The following is a 17,078-nucleotide window of genomic DNA, read 5'->3' as shown; positions in this document are numbered from 1 at the left end:
CCAGGGCCAGGCTAGAACGGCTGTTCGGCTGGCGTAGCCGCCCCCTGCCGTCCACCTGCGGGCCTGCCGGCTACCCCCGCGGTCGCTTACGCGGGGGAAGCGAAGTGTTGTGCACGGTGGAAGAGCTGTAGGAGGCGCGGTCGACGCTCGCTTGTTCTCTGCGGCGCTGCTCGATACGGAGCCCGTCGGCGTTCTCGGTGCGAGAGCCTCCTCTGCGCAGCAGAACGACGATCAGAAAGACCGCCGCCACCCCCAGCAGCCCAAAGACCGTAAGAATCGTCGCCATGCCGCCTCCGCCGTAGCTCCTTCGGGCCGGGAGTCAGGCTATGACCGGTCCTCTTCTGCCAGTAGGTGGCGCCGACGGCAGCCTCTGCTCCTCCTCGTTGCCGACGCCCGGCAAGAACCGCTGGCGCGGCGCTGAGCCGCGCCCACGCGGTGTCTACGGCGTGTCCACGAGTTCCTTCGTCCACGCGGCGCGCAGCGCCTTCTTGTCGACCTTGCCCACCTTGGTCGTCGGCAGGCGGTCAAGCAGGACCGTCCGCCGGGGCGTGTACAGGTCGCCCAACTCGGCGGTCACCGCCGCGCCGACCGCGTCCGGGTCGACGTCGGCGCCCTCTGCCGTGGCCAGGAAGACCTGTACGGCCTCCCCGTACTCCTCGTCCGGCACGCCGAGCGCCGCCGCGTTGCGTACGCCGGGGAGCGTGAGCAGGAAGTCCTCAAGGACCCGGGAGTAGACGTTGTCGCTGGTGCTGCCGGTGACGATGATGTCCTTGGCCCGGTCGACGAGATAGAGGTACCCCTCGGCGTCGAGGTAGCCCATGTCCCCGGTGCGCAGCCAGCCGTCGTGCAGCGCCTCCGCGGTGCGCTCCGGGTCCTGGTAGTAGCCGAGCATCACCGTCTTGCCCCGTACGCACACCTCGCCGACCTGCCTGGCGGGCAGCGCCGCCGCGCCGCCTTCCCCGCGGATCTCGATCTCGGTGCCGGCTATCGCGCGACCGCAGCTGCGCCAGAGCTCGGGCCGCTGTGCCCCCTTCGAGGCGAGGTCCTCCGCGCCGAACACGGCGATGCCGAGCGCCTCCGACTGCCCGTAGCCCTGACTGAGCACCGGCCCGAAGACCTCGACGGCCTGCTGCAGCCGGCTGGGCGACGAGGCCGCGCCGCCGACGGCGATCCGCCGCAGCGCCGGGAGGGAGCCGGGCACGCACTCCGGGTGGTCGAGAAGCGCGTACAGCATGGGCGGTACGAACATGGTGGCGGTGATCCGCTCCTCGCGCAGCACCCTGAGCGCCGCGCCCGCCTCGAACTCGGGCAGGACCACGAGCGTCGACCCCGTCACCAGTGCCTGGAGCGAGGTGAGGTGGCCGCTGCCGTGAGTGAGCAGCGTGGCGGCGAGCACTCGGTCGGTGCCCGGGTCCATCGCCGGGAAGGCCGCCGTCCGGGGCTCGTCCGCGGCGCTCCGCACCAGGCCCATCAGCGCGTCGTACAGCCGGTGGCTGTGCGCGGCGAGCTTGGGGCGGCCCAGGGTGCCGCCGGTGTAGAGGACGGTGACGGCCTCGTCCGCGCCGGGCGCGGGCACGCCGTCGGGGCGCTCCGCCGGGCACTCGGCCTCCAGGGCCAGCAGGTCCGCGCACGGCTGCTCGCAGGGCCCGAGGCTGAGCAGCACGGGGGCGTGGACGCTGCGGCCTGCCGCGTCGGCGGCCCGCTGCGCGAAGAGCGGGTCGGTGACCACGGCGCGCGCCCTGGACTGCTCGACCAGCGCGGCGAGCTCGCCGGGTCCTGGCTCGGGTGGCAGGAACACGACGCGGCAGCCGATGAGGTGGACCGCGAGCTGCACCAGGACGGAGTCCACGCGATTGGCCAGAAAGAGCCCCACTCCGTCGCCGGGCGCGAGCCCCTGCCTGCGCAGCGCGTGCCCCAAACGGAACAGCCGCCGCCGGGCCTCGCCCCGGGTCAGCCGCTGCGCACCTTGGACGAGCGCCTCGGCGTCCTCGTCCTCGTGCCAGCGCTCCAGGACGCGGTCCACGTATGTCTGCGGCGTTGCTGTTTGCTCTGAGCTAATGATCATGGACACATGCAAACATGCCGCGCGGCGGACCTGGTCTGACAGGGGGGCATCGTCGGCCATCGGCCAGCAAAGTATTATGCCCCGACCCCGTCCCCGACCCTGTCCCTGACCTCGTCCCCGACCCTGCCGTCAGGCCGTTTCCGCGGGACGCATCAGCCGCAGTTGCAGCATGAGGGCGAAACGTACCGACGGATCCCGCAGATCGGCCTGCGCGACCTCGGCGACCCGCCGGATGCGGTAGCGGAAGGTGTTGGGGGGGACGAACACACTGTCCGACGCGGCGACGACGTCACCGAAGGCGTCCAGCCACGCGCGAAGCGTCTCGACCAGGTGCGAGCGGTGCCTGGCGTCGTACTCCACCAGCCGGGCCACCGGGCTGAGCAGCTCATCGCCCTGGACGGCCGCCAGGTCGCGCAGGTCAAGCAGCAGCGCGTCGACGTACACGTCGGCGATCGAGGCCACCCGCCTGCCGCTCTCGCCACTGGTCAGCACGCGCAGGGCCCGGTCCGCCCGGGTCCGTGAGGGGCCCAGCGCCGACGGGTCGGTCGCCACCGACCCGATGCCGATCACCACCGGGGAACGCTTGCCCGCGCGCTCCACGAAGTGGGCCGCGATCTGCACCGCGCGCTCACGGCCGGCCGTCGGGTCCGCCGGCACCGGGACGATGGCGTACGTCACGTCGCCCAGCAGGGCGAGAGCCGACCGTGGCTGCACCGCGTTGAGGTGGATGCCCAGGGCGCTGGTCAGCCGCTGCCGTTCCGCCGCCAGCTGAGCGTGGTCGCCCTTCTCCCCTGTGAGGCCCATGGCCATCACCACCGTGGGCGCCTTCACGAGGCCAAGACGGTCCAGGGCGTCCACCGCCCCGGCGCCGCCCTCGAGCACCGTGCTGACGAGGTCGGCCCGCAGCCGGTTCCGCGCGTCGGCGCCCGCCCGGTGGCGCAGCAGGTGCAGCGCGACAAGCTTCGCCGCGTCCTGGAAGGCCTGCTCACGGTCGGGGGTCAGCGGTTCCTCGACCGCCGCCCAGACCGAGCCGAGGAACTCGTCCCCGGCACGCACCGCGACGGCGACCCGCGGGATGGCCGTCTCCCCCTCCTCGATGGTCGCGGGGGCGATGCGCACGGGGCGGTCGCTGCGGTACAGCTCGTTGAAGACGCCGCGGCTGTCGAGGATGCGCAGGTACGCGTCCGGTACCTGGCGGGCCAGGATCGTGGCGACGCGCGACTGGTCCGCCTCGTCCTGGCGGCCGGAGAAGGCCAGGATGCGCTGGCGGCGGTCCTCGATCGTGATCGGCGCGTCCAGCAGCGTCGCGACGGCGTTGGCCAGTGCGAACAGATCACCGGAGGGGACTCCCCCGAGCGTCTCCACGCCCGCGTCCCCTACGTCACCCTCGGTGAGCAGCGTCCGCAGGAGCTCCGTCAGCTGTGACCACGACGCGCCCTGCGTCAGGCTGATCAGGGCCACCCCCGAGGCCGCCGACGCCGCGCCCAGCGTCTCGTCCCGCTCCACCGGGCCGCGTACCACCAGGGCCGCCGCGCCGTGCTCGCCGACTTCGCGCATGAGCCGGGCGATGCCCTCCGTGCCGTAGACGCCGACTCCCAGCACGATGGCGCGCGGGGGGTAGGCGATCTCGTCGCCCGGGTCATGGATGACGACTCCGCCGACCTCGTCGGTCAGCTCGGGGCTGCCCTCCACAAGGTCGAGCAGGGCGGGGCTGAAGTCGTCGAGCACACGGGAGAGACTGGTGCGGGGGTTCGTCGGCACATCACTGGTCACCACCTCAGGCTAGGACGAGAACCGCGGGACCGGATGGTCGGGCCGGTCTGCCTACGCCGCCAGAGCCTGCTGAAGGGTGGGGTGGCAGTCGACGGCCAGGTCGAGGCCGATGAGTTCGATGACCCGCTGTACGGAGTCCTGGGCGCCGGCGATGCGCAGCCAGCCGCCGACCTCGTTCATGATCCGGTGGGCGGCGACGAAGACGTTGGTGCCGCTGGAGTCCAGGTAGGTGACCGCGCTGAGGTCCGCCACGACGCAGGCAAGGCCTCCCGCGTCGAGCACCAGCAACGCGTCGCGGACGGCCTCCGCGGTGTCGACGTCGATCTCGCCGACCAGCGTGACGACACGGATGCCGTCGATCATCTGCCGCTCGATGGACAGCCGTTCGGGCCACTTCCTGCCCTGAATGCTGGTCACCGTGTCCTCAACTGCACCTAGGATTTCCCGAATCGGCCTATACGAATGATTCTGCCTCATCTGTCGGGGCAGCGACGCCCGAACACGGCCGTCCCGAGGCGGCACCGCACATACGTGGCAGCAGGCCGGGTACGCGCCCCGCGTAAACGGGGGGAAGTGAGGGATGCGTATGCGCATCGGCAGTGACGGCGACGGTGACAGTTCCGCCGAGGACGACACCCCGATCCGGGCCAGCCATGCCCTGGAGGGGGACGACGGCTGTATCGCCGAGGCCCGCCACCTCGCGGCCGCCTTTCTCGCCCGGGCCCGTACCTCCTGTGGCGTAGTCGTTTCTGCCCGCGCGGTGGATCTGACGCAGCTCGTCGTCAGTGAGCTGGTGACCAACGCGCGCAAGTACGCCCCCGGCCCTGTGCTGATGGATCTGCGTATCGTCGGAGACATGGTGGAGGTGGTCGTGTGGGACAGCGACACCGATCTCCCCACGGCCCACGACGCCGACCCCGGCAGGATCGGCCGGCACGGCCTGGAGATCGTCATGCGGATCGCCCGGCATCTCAGCGTCCAGAAGGAAGTCGTCGGCAAGCGCATCACCGCCCGTGTGCCTCTGGCGGACCCGGGTGAGCAGACCGGATACGGGTGACAGACCGGGTTCAGGTGAACAGAGCCGTGATCAACGCGATGTCGTCGTCCTTGTCCTGGCCGAAACGACCCAGGAGCAGGTCACACATCTCCTCCAGATCCTCCGGGCCATGGGCGACGGCCTCGCGGAACTCGGCAAGGGTGACGTCCAGGTGGATGGCTCGTATCTCGACGAGACCGTCCGTCACCAGCATCAGGCGCGTGCCGGGCGGGATGTCGAGGAGCGCGGGCTCGGGGTGCGGGAGCCGTAGACCGATCAGCGGGCCGTGTGCGTAGTGGAAGCGTGGCCCCTGCTGCGGGTCGATGACCAGTGGGGGGATGTGGCCCGCGTTGGCGATGTGCAGACGGCGCCTGTCCGGTTCGACCAGGACGAGGCAGAGGCTGACGGTGATGCCGGGCTGGGACTGGGCCAGGAGCCTTTCCAGGCATTCCAGGATGTGATGCGGAGGGTGGCCTTCGATGGCGTAGGCCCGTAGTGCGTGGCGTACCTCTCCCATGACGGTCGCGGCCCGCACCGAGTGCCCGACCACGTCTCCGATGGCGAGCAGCAGCCCGTCGGGCGTCCGCACCGCTTCGTAGAAGTCGCCGCCGATCTCCGCGTGTTCGGAGGCCGGGAGGTAGCGGAAGGCCAGCGCGACGCCCGGTACGGCCGGAAGCGCGCTGGGCAGGAGGGAGCGTTGCAGGGCCAGGCCCAGGGCGTGCTCCTCGTTGTAGGTCCGCAGGGCTTCGAGGGCCAGGGCGCTGGCGTTGGTGAGTTGCTGAAGGAGCTGTTCGTCATCGGTGTTGTGCAGTGCTCCGGCGGGGACGGCCAGGCAGACGGGGGGCCGGCCGCGTTTGGTGCGGGAGACGCTGAGGGCGACGTCGCCGGACAGGTGGTCGCCCGGCAGCAGGGCTCGCCACTGCCGGTGCGGAATGCGGACGATGGTGACTCCGGTGGCCTGGTTCAGGCTGTGGGCCGACAGTTGTCGCAGCAGGCCGGAGTGGGCCGCATGGATGCGTACGGGGCTCTGCGCGTCGTCGATCATGCTGTGGACGGCTTGTGCCTGCGGTGAGAGGAACACCGCGCTGGCCGGGCCCGCGAGGACGGCGGCCGCGCCGCCGGTGGCCGCCGTGGCGAAGGAGTGGAAGCCGACGGCGCTGTAGACGTCCAGGGTCGCCTGGTTCAGCGTTATGAGGCGTTGGGCCAGCCGTTCGGCGCGTTGGCGGGCCCGGGCGTAGCGCAGGGTGGCGGTGACGGTGGCGAGCAGTTCGCCGGGGTCGATGGGCTGGTTGAGGTAGGCGTCCGCGCCGCGTCTGAGTCCTTCCGCGTGATCGGCGGGGCTGATGGCGGCGGCGGAGATCTGGATGATCGGCAGATGGGCCGTGTGCGGGCTGTGCTTGACGCGTTCGCTGACCTCGAAGCCGCTCATGTCGGGGAGCCGTACGTCGATGATCGCGATGTCGGGGAGCCCGTCCGCCGCGGTGCGCAGTCGGCGAAGGCCCTGTTCGCCCGTGCCGACGCTGATGACGGTGTGCCCGGCGCGCTTCAGCCAGCTGGTGAGGACGTAGCGGTTGGTCTCGCTGTCCTCGATGACCAGGACGGTCGCGGGCAGGTCTGCCTGGGCTTCATCGGTCACGGCCGGCCCCTTGGTCACCGCGTTCCTTCGCGTGTTCGTGGCTGAGGTCCGGCAGGCATACCTGCACCCGGGTGCCGACGTTCTCGGTGCTGGTGAGCGTCAGGGTGCCGCCGAGCAGTTCGGTGAGTGTGCGGGCATAGGGCAGGCCAAGGCCTGTGCCGGGCCTGCCCTGCTGGTGAGCGCCGCGGACCTGGTAGAACGCCTCGAAGACGCGGCCGAGTTCCTCTTCCGGGATGCCGATTCCCGTGTCGGTGACGGTGAAGGTCACGGCGGGGGCCGATGAGTCGCGGGCGACAGCGATGTCCAGGCGCACTTCGCCTCGCTCGGTGAATTTCAGGGCGTTGACCAGGAGGTTGCGCAGAATACGCACGAGCAGCGTCTCGTCGGTGACCAGGACCGGCTGCTCTTTCGGACACGGCGTGCGGAGAGTGACCTCGTCGTGGCCGTGGCTGCTGAGGACGACACTGCTGAGGTGGCCGACCAGCAGGCGCAGATCCACTCGCCGCGGATTGATCTCGAGGTGCCCAGCCTCGGCCTTCGCGACGTCCAGCAGGTCGCTGACCAGGGCCAGCAGTGTGTGGCCTGAGGAGGAGATGAGCTCGACCTGTTCGTACTGCTCGTGGGTGAGAGGAGGGGAACTGGGGGCCAGCAGCAGGGTGGATAGAGCGACCACGGCGTTGACGGGGGTGCGCAGTTCATGGCTGACGTTCGTCCAGAACCGGGTCTTGGCCTCACTGGCCTGCAACAGCTGGTGCCGCTTGTCCTCCAGCTCGGTGTGCAGGGCGAGGACACCGCTGTTGGTCGCTTCGAGCTCCTGTGTCAGCTCGGAGTACAGGGCGAGCACGCCCCGGTTGGTCTCCTCCAGCTCTTCGTTGAGCCGGCGCAGTTCCTCGCGCTGGGCGCGGGTCTCCTCCAGGGTGGCGATCAGGTCCCGTGTCTGGGCGCGCAGGTCGTCGGCTTCGGTGAGCTGCGTGCCGTCCTCGAAGACCTCGGCCAGGCGGGCGTGCTGTTCGGCCGCGTCGACGCGTTCCGCGGGGAGCGGCTGCGTGATCACGATGCGCTCGCTGGCCGACCCTGTCCGGTAGTCGACGCGCACGAGCCTGCCCGCGAGGTTGAGGGTGTCCTGTGCGGGGGGCGGGCCGCTGCGCCAGGTGAGGGTGATGAGCAGGGACGTCGGCAAGCCCGGTGGGGCCAGGCTGAAGGAGACCTCAAGGCCGCTGCAACTGAGCCGGTCGCGTCCGAGTTCGCTCAGCGCGGTCGCCAGACGCACTTGGTCCTGCTTGTCCAGGGCCACTGCCGCCGCGGCCTGTTGTGCCCGGCGCCGCAGCCCGAACACATGCTGAGCCGACGCCAGGGCGAAGCGTGCCACCGGGTCGGCCGCCTCGGTGGCGGAGGCGCGAGCACCGCGGGGGGCGCCGCCCCCGGGAGAGCTCGATTCACACGTCACACTCATGCCGCCCCTTGCTGCTCACCATGCCTCCTTGATCACGACGACGCTGGCGTCGTCCCTCCGTACCGCTGCTTCGCGCAGTAGCTGTCCGGCCATGACCAGTGGTGAATGGCTCAGCCACCCTGGCAGGCTCTTGTGGTCCCAGCGCTCGGTCAGCCCGTCCGAGTGCATCACCAACGCGCCGTGCGCGGGAAGGGGTTCTTCGAACGTCCGCAGCCGCCGCATGTGCTCGCCGACGATTCCGGGGGCGGACAGCAGGGCCTTGCGGCCGTCGTCGTCGACCAGGAATCCGCTGACGTTCCCGATGCCGCAGTACTCCAGCCGGTGCCGGCGGGGGTCGATCCGGGCGACGGCGACCGCCCCGCCACGGGTGTGCCGCAGGGCGAGGTGGACCGCGTCGATGACGCCCTTCGGGCTGAGGTCGCGCGTGGCGTGGAACGCCTGGACCGCCGCCTGGCTCGCGCGTGCCGCCAGGGGCCCGTGGCCCAGACCGTCGCACAGCATGGCCAGGACCGCGGGGCGCTGCCCGGCGGTGTTGGCCTCCACTCTGCGCACGGCCCATGCGTCACCGCACACGGTCTCGCCGCTGATGGGCCGGGTCACGCCCGCGAACGGGGAGATGGCGGGGGAGGCGACGGCGGCTGTGCCGTTGGCGTTGCGCGGCCAGAACTGCGCCATCATGACCGTTCCGCGACCTGGGACGGAATGCAGGTCGAAGGTGTCAGCCAGGCGGGAGACCGCGCCGAGACCGATGCCCAGGGTGCCCGCGCTGGACGCCCCGTCGACCAGGGCGGCGGGCACGTCCGTCATTCCGGGCCCCGAGTCGACGGTGAGGAACTCGACGCCGGCCCGTGGCCCGGATCGCACCACGCGCAGCAGCAGCGCGCCGTCCACGGCGTGCCTCTGCAGGTTCGTTGCGGCCTCGGTGACGGCGAGGGCGACCTCGGCGGACCGGTGGCTGCTGAGCCCCAGCCGCCTGGCGAGCGTGGCGGCCGCGCCCCGGGCCGCCACGGCCAGTGAGGCGCCGTCCCGGAACCACGCCACATCCTCGTGATCGAAGGTGACGGCAGTGCTCACCGCACCCACTTGATGATGGTCACGGTCGTGCCCTTGCCCGGCGTGGAGTCGAGCCGGAAGGCATCGACGAGGCGCCTGGCTCCGCTGAGCCCGAGGCCGAGGCCGCCGCCCGAGGTCCAGCCGTCCGTCATCGCCTGCTCGATGTCGGCGATGCCGGGACCGGAGTCCTCGAAGACGGCGGCCACCCCGCGCTTCGAGTCCGTGTCGACCAGTCCGCAGGTGACCGTGCCGCCACCGCCGTGAACCAGCGTGTTGCGTGCCAGTTCACTCGCGGCGGTGATCATCTTCGTCTGGTCGACGAGTGACAGGTGGCAGCGCTGGGACAGCGCACGGATGGTCTGCCGGATGTGCACGAGATCACCGCTGCGCGACACCGCGGAAACCTGCGGAGCCGCCCCCGCCGCCCAGGGCGCTGTCACCGCGAGGCCGGACTGGCCGACCGGCGCAGTTGCGCCAGCCCCTTCTCCAGGTCCAGGGCAGTGCTGACGCCGCCGAGCGAGAGACCCAGCTCCACCAGCGTGATGGCCACCGCCGGGCGCATGCCGACCACCACTGTCCTGGCATCGAGTACGCGCGAGATGGCGGCCACCGTCGCCAGCATGCGCCCCACGAACGAATCGACGATCTCCAGGGCGCTGATGTCGATGACCACCCCCTGGGCGGACTTGGCCACGATCTGCTCGGCCAGGTCCTCCTGGAGGTTCAGCACCATCTGGTCCTCCAGGTCGAACTGGACGGACACCACCAGCGTCTCACCGATCCGCAGGATCGGAATGCGATCGCTCATCGCTTGGCGCCCTGGTGGGCGACCATGTCGACGCCGGTCCTGCGCAGCGCCAGTTTGAGGGCGTCGGCAAGGCTGGCCTTCGTCACGATGCCGTCGAACTCGATGCCGAGCGCGACGATGGTCTGCGCGATCTGCGGGCTGATGCCGGAGACCGTGCACTCGGCGCCCATCAGCCGCGCGGCGACGATGGTCTTGAGCAGGTGCTGGGCGACCTGCGTGTCCACCGCCGGAACCCCGGTGATGTCGATGATCGCCTGGTCGGACCCGGTCTCCACCAGGGCTTGCAGGAGCTTCTCCATCACCACTTGCGTCCGCGCCGAGTCCAGCGTGCCGACCAGCGGCACCGCGATGACCCCGTCCCACAGCCGCACCACCGGCGTGGACAGCTCCAGGAGCTGCTCCGCCTGGGCGGTGATGAGTTCGTCCCGGGCGTGTGTATAGGTCTCGATCGCGAACAGTCCCAGACCGTCCAGGATCCGGGCCAACTCCAGATAGGCGTTGATCTCTTCGGTCGAGCCGTTCCGGAGAAGAGGGTCGAGAACCTGCTTGAGCGCGAAAACACTGATCGCGGTCTCGCTGGGCGAGAATCCCTGCCGCGCCCGATTTCTCGAAAGTTCTGTCAACAGCGCACGAATTTCGGACATGTGTTCCGAGTGGACGTCGCCGGCCCCATGACGCAGCGCGTCCACCAGGGCGTCGTACAACTCCCGCAGCTCGCGCTCCAGTTCGGCCGAGCTGATACGGCCACCGAGGGTTCCCGCGACCTCCCGGACCCACCCCGCAGCCAAATCCTGACCCTTTACCGTCAGGAGCCCCACCAGATCCGTCGCGTCGCCTCGTTGCACCATTCGGGCGCTCCTTCGATATTCCCATTTTCACGCCAGGGCTGACCTGCGAAGCGTAGGGCACACACCGTGTCCGAGGTGAGCTGAACTGGAATAACGGTTGTCGTTGAAATCACGACCGAAGCCCCGGCGCCCCTTTCCCGCGGCGGTCATTGCGCACTGGCGGCCGGACGGACGACGATTTCGTTGACGTCGACCTGTGGAGGCTGCGACAGGGCGTACGCGATGGCCTCCGCGATGGCGGAGGCGGGCAGTGCCACCGCACGGTAGGTCTTCATGGCCTCCCTGGCAGCGGGGTCGGAGATGCTGTCGGCGAGTTCGGACTCGGTCACACCCGGGGAGACCAGGGTGACCCTGATGTCCCCGTCGGACTCCTGGCGCAGCCCTTCGGAGATCGCGCGGACGGCGAACTTGGTGGCGCAGTAGACGGCGGCGGTGGGAGAGATCTCGTAGGCGCCGACGGAGGCGATGTTCACGAAGTGCCCGCCGCCCTAGGCGCGCATCACGGGCAGAGCGGCGGCGATCCCGTGCAGGACTCCCCGCACGTTCACGTCGATCATGCGGTCCCACTCGTCGGTCTTCAGCGCCGCCATCGGTGAAAGCGGCATCACACCGGCGTTGTTGACGACCACGTCAAGGCGGCCGTAGCGCTCACGGGCGGCGGCCACGAAGGCCCGGACATCGGCGGCCTCCGTGACGTCGAGTCGCTGGAACGCCGCGGTGCCGCCCGCGGCGGTGATCTCGCCGGCCAGCGCGTCGAGATGGCCGGTACGCCGCGCGCCGAGGAGCAGGCGGTGGCCGTCGGCGGCGAGCCGGCGGGCGGTCGCCTCGCCGATCCCGCTGCTCGCTCCGGTGATCGCCACGACCTTGCCTGTGTCTGTCATGCCTGTTGTTCCTCTCGGTGAAGGACGTCGTCGATACGGCACGTCGTCGTCGGAGCACCGAGTCTGGGCATACCGAAGGCCGCCCACCAGGACGTGTGCTGCCTGGGTGCGCCACACCCAGGCAGCGGCCTGTGCCGCGGCGCGTCCCCTGGTTCTTACGGAGCCGTGACGTATGCACGCCGAGCGGCGGCACGCGGACGCGGCGGGCCTAACGTGGCCCGCATGCGCGTACTTGTCACCGGCGGGGCCGGGTTCATCGGATCGCACATCGTCGAGACCCTCGCGGAGCGCGGACACGACGTGGTGGTGCTCGACTCCCTGTCGGCCTCCGCGCACACCGTGCCGCCGACGCCGCCCGAGGGCCAGCGGTGGGTCGTCGCGGACGTCCGGGACCGGGACTCGGTCGCGGCGGCGCTGCGCGGCGTGGACGCGGTCTGTCACCAGGCGGCGATGGTCGGTCTCGGCAGCGGCTTCGCGGACGCGCCCGACTACGTCGGCTCCAACGGTCTCGGCACGGCCGTGCTGCTCGCCGGGATGGCCGATGCCGGGGTACGGCACCTGACGCTCGCGGGGTCGATGGTGGTGTACGGCGAGGGGCGTTACGAGTGCGCTCGGCACGGGGTCGTGCGGCCGGGCCCGCGGACCGTGGCCGACCTCGACGCCGGGCGGTTCGAGCCCGCGTGTCCCGAGTGCGGGGCGCGGCTGCGGCCGGGCCTGGTGGGTGAGGACGCGCCCGTCGATCCGCGCAACGTCTACGCCACGACGAAGCTCGCCCAGGAGCACCTGGCCGCGTCCTGGGCACGGGCCACCGGGGGCAAGGCGGTGTCCCTGCGCTACCACAACGTGTACGGGCCGGGCATGCCGCGCGACACTCCCTATGCGGGGGTGGCCTCGTTCTTCCGCTCCGCCCTGGAGCGGGGTGAGGCGCCACAGGTCTTCGAGGACGGCTGCCAGCGGCGGGACTTCGTGCACGTACGGGATGTGGCGGCGGCCAACGCGGTGGCCCTGGACGCGGTCCGCGCGCGGGGTGCGGAGACATTCATGGCGTACAACACCGGCAGCGGCGAACCGCACACCGTCGGGGAGATGGCCCGGGAGCTGGCGGGGGCCTTCGGCGGGCCGGCGCCGGTCGTGACCGGGGCCTACCGGCTGGGTGACGTACGGCATGTCACCGCGGACTCGGGGCGGCTGCGGGCCGAGCTGGGGTGGCGGGCCGAGGTGGGATTCGCGGAGGGGATGGCCGAGTTCGCCGAAGCGCCGCTTCGAGGGTGACTCCCGGCACCCCCGCGTGGGCACGCGGGTCAGGGCTGCGCCGCGGGCAGCGTGACCTCGAAGCAGCAGCCGCCGGACACGTTGCGGACGGCGGCGCGGCCCTGGTGCGCCTCGACGATGCCGCGCACGATCGCGAGGCCGAGACCGGCGCCCGCCGGCGGGGTGCGGGCGTGGCTGCCGCGCCAGCCGGTGTCGAAGACGCGGGTCAGGTCCTCCTCCGGAATGCCGCCGCAGCCGTCGGTCACGGTCAGGGTCACGCCGTCCGGTGAGCGCTGCGCGGCCACGGCGACGGTTCCGTCGGCCGGGGTACGGCGGATCGCGTTGATCAGCAGGTTGCCCAGGACGCGGCTCATCTCCTTGCCGTCCACCTCGACGGGGACGGCTTCCACGCCGTCTCCGACGAGACGTACGCCGTGTTCGCGGGCGAGCGGGTCGGCGCCCGCGAGGGCGTCGCCGACCAGGTCGTAGACGGAGATGCGGGACCTCGTCAGGGCCAGCGCGCCGGCGTGGATGCGGGAGAGTTCGAAGAGGTCTCCCACCATGGAGTTCAGGCGCTCGACCTCGGTGCGGATCTGCCGCAGATAGCGGTCGGGCTCGGCGGCCATGCCGTCCTCCAGCGCCTCGGACATGGCGCGCAGTCCGGCGAGCGGGGTGCGCAGATCGTGCGAGATCCAGGCGACAAGTTCCCGTCGTGACCTCTCCAAAGCTCGCTCGCGCTCGCGGGACTCGGCGAGTCGGGTGCTGGTGGACTGCAACTCGCGTGTCAGTTCCGCCAGTTCCGCGTTGACGCGTTCGGGCGGGGCGGCGAAGGTGCCGCCGTCGCCGAAGGTCCGGGCCGCCAGGGTCAGGGCCTTGCTGCGGGCGACCACCCAGCGGCCGAGCAGCAGCGCGGTGGCCAGCGAGACCACGGCGGCCATGGCCACCACGATGGTGACCACCTTCAGGTCGTGGGGCGAGAGGAACATCTCCCAGGCCACCGAGAGGGTCCCGGCGAGCATGGCGAGGATCGCCACCGAGGCGACGACGGTCATCGCCACCACCAGGGAGCGGTGCCGCAGCCGGCGCAGGGCCAGCGCTCCCAGGAGCCCGGCGGCCGCGGCCCCCAGGAAGGCGAACAGGGCGATGAGGAGGATGTCCTGCACGGGGTCAGCCTTCGGTTAGCGGCGGTCGCGGGTGGTCGGGGTGCGGGTCGTCCGGCACGTCGAACCGGTAGCCCACGCCCCACACCGTCTGGATGAGCCGGGGTCTTGCGGGGTCGTCCTCGACCTTGCCGCGCAGCCGGCGGATGTGGACCGTGACGGTCGACAGGTCACCGAACTCCCACCCCCACACCTCGCGCATCAGTTCCTCGCGGGTGAACGCCCGGCCGGGGTGGCGCAGGAAGAAGGCGAGGAGGTCGAACTCGCGGACGGTCAGCGCGAGCACCGTTCCGGCCTTGGTGGCGCGCCGCGCCGCCACGTCCGCGGTGATGCCGGCCGCCCGCAGTGGTGCGGTGGGGCGCCGGGGCTCCGAAGCCCGGCTGCGCCGCAGTACCGATTCCACCCGCAGGACCAGCTCGCGGGGGCTGAACGGTTTGGTGACGTAGTCGTCGGCGCCCACCTCGAGGCCGAAGATGCGGTCGTCCTCGTCGCCCCGGGCCGTGAGCATGATGACCGGCACCGGCCGCTCGGCACGCAGCCGGCGGCACACCTCCAGGCCGTCCATGCCGGGCAGCATCAGATCGAGGACGACCAGGTCCGGCCGGCGTTCGGTCGCGCACGCCAGCGCCGCGGGGCCGTCCTCGACGCGGTCGACGGCGTGGCCCGCGCGTTCGAGGTAGCCCGCGACGACTTCGGCGACGGTCGGGTCGTCGTCCACGACGAGCACCCGGAGCGTGCCGGGGTCGCGTTCCTGCGGTGGTGGCTGCATGCGGCCAGCCTCGCATCCGCCGTGCGGCGCGCGGACCTTGCGGAGGTGTCCCGGCCGCTGACGTCCCCGTTTCGTAAGGACTGCAAGTCCGTTATGCCCTCTTTCTCTTCGTAGGGTGAACGCCATGCCCCTCTCTCCCCCGACGGAACCCGCCGCGCCCGACGGACGCGCCACCCGGGTCGATGTCGTCCTGCCCTGCCTCGACGAGGCCGCCGCCCTGCCGTGGGTCCTGGAACGCATCCCCGCGGGCTGGCGGGCCGTCGTCGTCGACAACGGGTCCACCGACGGCTCGGCGCACCTCGCCCGCTCCCTCGGCGCGACCGTCGTCCATGAGTCGCGGCGCGGTTTCGGAGCCGCGTGCCATGCCGGACTCATGGCGTCCGACGCCGACATCGTGTGCTTCTGCGACTGCGACGCCTCACTCGATCCCGGGTTGCTGCGGCCTTTCGTACGTGATGTGGCCGGCGGGGCCGCCGATCTGGTCCTCGGGCGGCGGCGCCCCCAGCGGCACGACGCCTGGCCCGCGCACGCACGCGCGGGCAACGTGGCGCTGGCCCGGATGGTGCGGCGCCGCACCGGTGTACGTCTGCACGACCTCGGCCCGATGCGGGCGGTCCGGCGCGAGGCCCTGCTCGGGCTCGATCTGACGGACCGGCGCAGCGGTTACCCCTTGCAGATGGTGGTGCGGGCGGCCGACGCGGGCTGGCGGATCGAGGAGCGCGACGTCCCCTATCTGCCGCGCGCCGGGAAGTCGAAGGTCACCGGTACGTGGCGGGGAACGTGGCACGCGGTGCGGGACATGAGAGCGGTGCTCGCCGAGCCGCCACGGGCCTCGGTTGCGAGCCGGGCGGAGGACGCGTGATGACCTCGGACACCACTGTGCTCGTCATCGCCAAGGAGCCTGTGCCGGGGCGGGTCAAGACCCGTCTCACCCCGCCGTACACCCCCGAGGAGGCGGCCGAACTGGCCGCCGCCGCCCTTGCCGACACCCTGGACACGGTGCGGGCTGCGCCCGCACGCCGCCGCGTCCTGGTGCTCGACGGGCGGCCGGGTCCCTGGCTGCCGCCCGGCTTCGAGGTGCTCCCCCAGTGCGCCGGAAGCCTGGACGAACGGCTCGCCGCCGCCTTCGCCGCATGCAGCGGTCCGGCTCTCCTCGTCGGCATGGACACCCCCCAGCTCACCACCGCGCTCCTCGCCCCGGCGCTCGGCCCCGACGCCTGGCGGGACAGCGACGCCTGGTTCGGCCCTGCCGTCGACGGCGGCTTCTGGGCACTCGCTCTGGCCGAGCCCGACCCCGAGCTGGTGCGCGGCGTCCCCATGTCGAGGGCGGACACCGGAGCCCTGCAACGGGCCCGGCTGACCGGTGCCGGGATGCGGGTGCGCGATCTGCCCCCGCTGCGTGACGTCGACACCGCGGCCGACGCCGGCCTGGTCGCCGCCGCCGCGCCCCGTACCCGCTTCGCCGCCACGCTCACCCGCCTCGCCGAGGCTTCGGGCCACTGCGTGGAGGGCCGCCGATGAACACCACCGTGTCGGACGCCCTCGCATCCACCGCCCCACCCGGGGCCACCGCATGGCGAGCCGATCCGTACGCCGACGCCCTGCGCGAGGGCCGCGGCCCCCTGTTCCTGCGCCGCGGTGACGGCTGGCTGCTGCCGCTGGACGTCGAACGCTGGTGTGCCGTGCCCGGCCCCGCGGACCTCTCCGCACTGCACCGCTGCGAGGGCAGCGTCATCGACATCGGCTGCGGTCCCGGCCGTCTGGTCGCCGCTCTCGCGGCCCGTGGCGACCGGGCCCTCGGCGTCGACATCAGCGAGGCGGCCGTCGACCGCACACGCCGCTCGGGTGGCGCGGCAGTGCTCGGCTCCGTCTTCGACCCGCTGCCGGACGACGGGCACTGGGGCACCGCGCTGCTCATCGACGGGAACGTGGGCATCGGGGGCGATCCCGCCGCGCTCCTCGCGCGCGTGGCCGAACTCCTTGCCCCCGGCGGCCTGTTGATAGCCGAGGCCGCGCCGGTGGACGTCGACGAGCGTGTCGAGGTGTGCGTGGACGACGGGCGCGGCTCGCCGGGCGAATCCTTCCCCTGGTCCCGGCTCGGGGTCTCGGCGCTCCTGCGCCATGCCCGGTCGGGCGGCTGGCGCCCGGCCGATCAGTGGATGTCGGAGGGCCGTTGTTTCCTGGCGCTGCGACGCCCCCGCACCCCACGGAGCGCCCACCACAGGGCGGCTGCCGCGAACAGCGCGACCGTGATGAGCAGCCAGTGGGTGAGGAACGCGCCGGCGGGCAGCCCCGTCGTGGGTCCGTAGCGCTCGGCCTGCCCGGTGATCAGCGGGAACCAGACC

Annotated in this window: 16 protein-coding genes and 1 pseudogene; 5 read left to right on the top strand and 12 right to left on the bottom strand. The window is 71.7% G+C overall.

Annotated features, from left to right (window positions below):
• Window positions 1–439: 439 nt before the first annotated feature.
• From ACZ6JY_RS32480 to ACZ6JY_RS32470, 3 genes are all read right to left on the bottom strand, one after another.
• Window positions 440–2,065, bottom strand: coding sequence for a class I adenylate-forming enzyme family protein (locus tag ACZ6JY_RS32480; protein ID WP_469201672.1), 1,626 nt, complete (start codon window positions 2,063–2,065; stop codon window positions 440–442).
• A gap of 129 nt (window positions 2,066–2,194) precedes the next feature.
• Entirely contained in the window at window positions 2,195–3,838 is a 1,644-nt protein-coding gene (locus ACZ6JY_RS32475; protein ID WP_469201670.1) for a PucR family transcriptional regulator, read from the bottom strand.
• A gap of 51 nt (window positions 3,839–3,889) precedes the next feature.
• Window positions 3,890–4,255 carry an STAS domain-containing protein gene (locus tag ACZ6JY_RS32470; RefSeq protein WP_469201668.1) on the bottom strand — a complete coding sequence of 122 codons (366 nt, stop codon included), beginning with the start codon at window positions 4,253–4,255 and terminating at the stop codon, window positions 3,890–3,892.
• Window positions 4,256–4,418: 163 nt separating this feature from the next.
• On the opposite strand from ACZ6JY_RS32470, the gene ACZ6JY_RS32465 reads away from it, so the two are divergent.
• Window positions 4,419–4,895, top strand: coding sequence for an ATP-binding protein (locus tag ACZ6JY_RS32465; protein WP_469201666.1), 477 nt, complete (start codon window positions 4,419–4,421; stop codon window positions 4,893–4,895).
• A 10-nt stretch (window positions 4,896–4,905) separates the two neighbouring features.
• On the opposite strand, the gene ACZ6JY_RS32460 is transcribed toward ACZ6JY_RS32465, so the two are convergent.
• From ACZ6JY_RS32460 to ACZ6JY_RS32430, 7 genes and pseudogenes are all read right to left on the bottom strand, one after another.
• Complete coding sequence (locus ACZ6JY_RS32460; RefSeq protein ID WP_469201664.1) at window positions 4,906–6,510, bottom strand: SpoIIE family protein phosphatase; 1,605 nt, start codon at window positions 6,508–6,510, stop codon at window positions 4,906–4,908.
• Window positions 6,500–7,963, bottom strand: a complete 1,464-nt coding sequence (locus ACZ6JY_RS32455; RefSeq protein ID WP_469201662.1) for a sensor histidine kinase — start codon at window positions 7,961–7,963, stop codon at window positions 6,500–6,502. The genes ACZ6JY_RS32460 and ACZ6JY_RS32455 overlap by 11 nt, the downstream gene beginning before the upstream one ends.
• Window positions 7,964–7,978: 15 nt before the next feature.
• Window positions 7,979–9,046, bottom strand: coding sequence for an ATP-binding protein (locus ACZ6JY_RS32450; protein ID WP_469201660.1), 1,068 nt, complete (start codon window positions 9,044–9,046; stop codon window positions 7,979–7,981).
• Window positions 9,034–9,411: an ATP-binding protein gene (locus ACZ6JY_RS32445; RefSeq protein WP_469201658.1), complete on the bottom strand. Its 378-nt coding sequence runs from the start codon at window positions 9,409–9,411 to the stop codon at window positions 9,034–9,036. Before ACZ6JY_RS32445 ends, ACZ6JY_RS32450 begins: the two co-directional genes overlap by 13 nt.
• Window positions 9,412–9,452: 41 nt before the next feature.
• Entirely contained in the window at window positions 9,453–9,824 is a 372-nt protein-coding gene (locus ACZ6JY_RS32440) for an STAS domain-containing protein (RefSeq protein ID WP_469201656.1), read from the bottom strand.
• Window positions 9,821–10,672, bottom strand: coding sequence for an STAS domain-containing protein (locus ACZ6JY_RS32435; RefSeq protein ID WP_469201654.1), 852 nt, complete (start codon window positions 10,670–10,672; stop codon window positions 9,821–9,823). The genes ACZ6JY_RS32440 and ACZ6JY_RS32435 overlap by 4 nt, the downstream gene beginning before the upstream one ends.
• Window positions 10,673–10,818: 146 nt before the next feature.
• Window positions 10,819–11,553 (bottom strand): annotated as a pseudogene (locus tag ACZ6JY_RS32430) (SDR family oxidoreductase).
• 222 nt (window positions 11,554–11,775) lie between these two features.
• Between ACZ6JY_RS32430 and ACZ6JY_RS32425 the strand changes: the two are divergent.
• A complete protein-coding gene (locus ACZ6JY_RS32425) occupies window positions 11,776–12,825 on the top strand; it encodes an NAD-dependent epimerase/dehydratase family protein (RefSeq protein ID WP_469201652.1) in 1,050 nt (349 codons plus the stop codon).
• Window positions 12,826–12,854: 29 nt separating this feature from the next.
• On the opposite strand, the gene ACZ6JY_RS32420 is transcribed toward ACZ6JY_RS32425, so the two are convergent.
• Window positions 12,855–13,967 carry a sensor histidine kinase gene (locus ACZ6JY_RS32420; RefSeq protein ID WP_469201650.1) on the bottom strand — a complete coding sequence of 371 codons (1,113 nt, stop codon included), beginning with the start codon at window positions 13,965–13,967 and terminating at the stop codon, window positions 12,855–12,857.
• 4 nt (window positions 13,968–13,971) lie between these two features.
• Complete coding sequence (locus tag ACZ6JY_RS32415; protein WP_469201648.1) at window positions 13,972–14,733, bottom strand: response regulator transcription factor; 762 nt, start codon at window positions 14,731–14,733, stop codon at window positions 13,972–13,974.
• 124 nt (window positions 14,734–14,857) lie between these two features.
• Between ACZ6JY_RS32415 and ACZ6JY_RS32410 the strand changes: the two genes are divergently transcribed.
• The 3 genes from ACZ6JY_RS32410 to ACZ6JY_RS32400 are packed head-to-tail and all read left to right on the top strand — an operon-like array spanning window position 14,858 to window position 17,042.
• Window positions 14,858–15,595 carry a glycosyltransferase family 2 protein gene (locus ACZ6JY_RS32410; RefSeq protein ID WP_469201646.1) on the top strand — a complete coding sequence of 246 codons (738 nt, stop codon included), beginning with the start codon at window positions 14,858–14,860 and terminating at the stop codon, window positions 15,593–15,595.
• On the top strand, window positions 15,595–16,254 hold the full coding sequence (locus ACZ6JY_RS32405) for a TIGR04282 family arsenosugar biosynthesis glycosyltransferase (RefSeq protein ID WP_469201644.1): 660 nt from the start codon (window positions 15,595–15,597) through the stop codon (window positions 16,252–16,254). The genes ACZ6JY_RS32410 and ACZ6JY_RS32405 overlap by 1 nt, the downstream gene beginning before the upstream one ends.
• Window positions 16,251–17,042: a class I SAM-dependent DNA methyltransferase gene (locus tag ACZ6JY_RS32400; RefSeq protein ID WP_469201642.1), complete on the top strand. Its 792-nt coding sequence runs from the start codon at window positions 16,251–16,253 to the stop codon at window positions 17,040–17,042. The genes ACZ6JY_RS32405 and ACZ6JY_RS32400 overlap by 4 nt, the downstream gene beginning before the upstream one ends.
• The last annotated feature ends 36 nt before the right edge of the window (window positions 17,043–17,078 follow it).

The sequence above is a fragment of the Streptomyces sp. NPDC046335 genome, assembly GCF_055587985.1.
The sequence above is the reverse complement of the archived record's forward strand: the minus strand, read 5'-3'. Positions and strand labels throughout refer to the sequence as shown.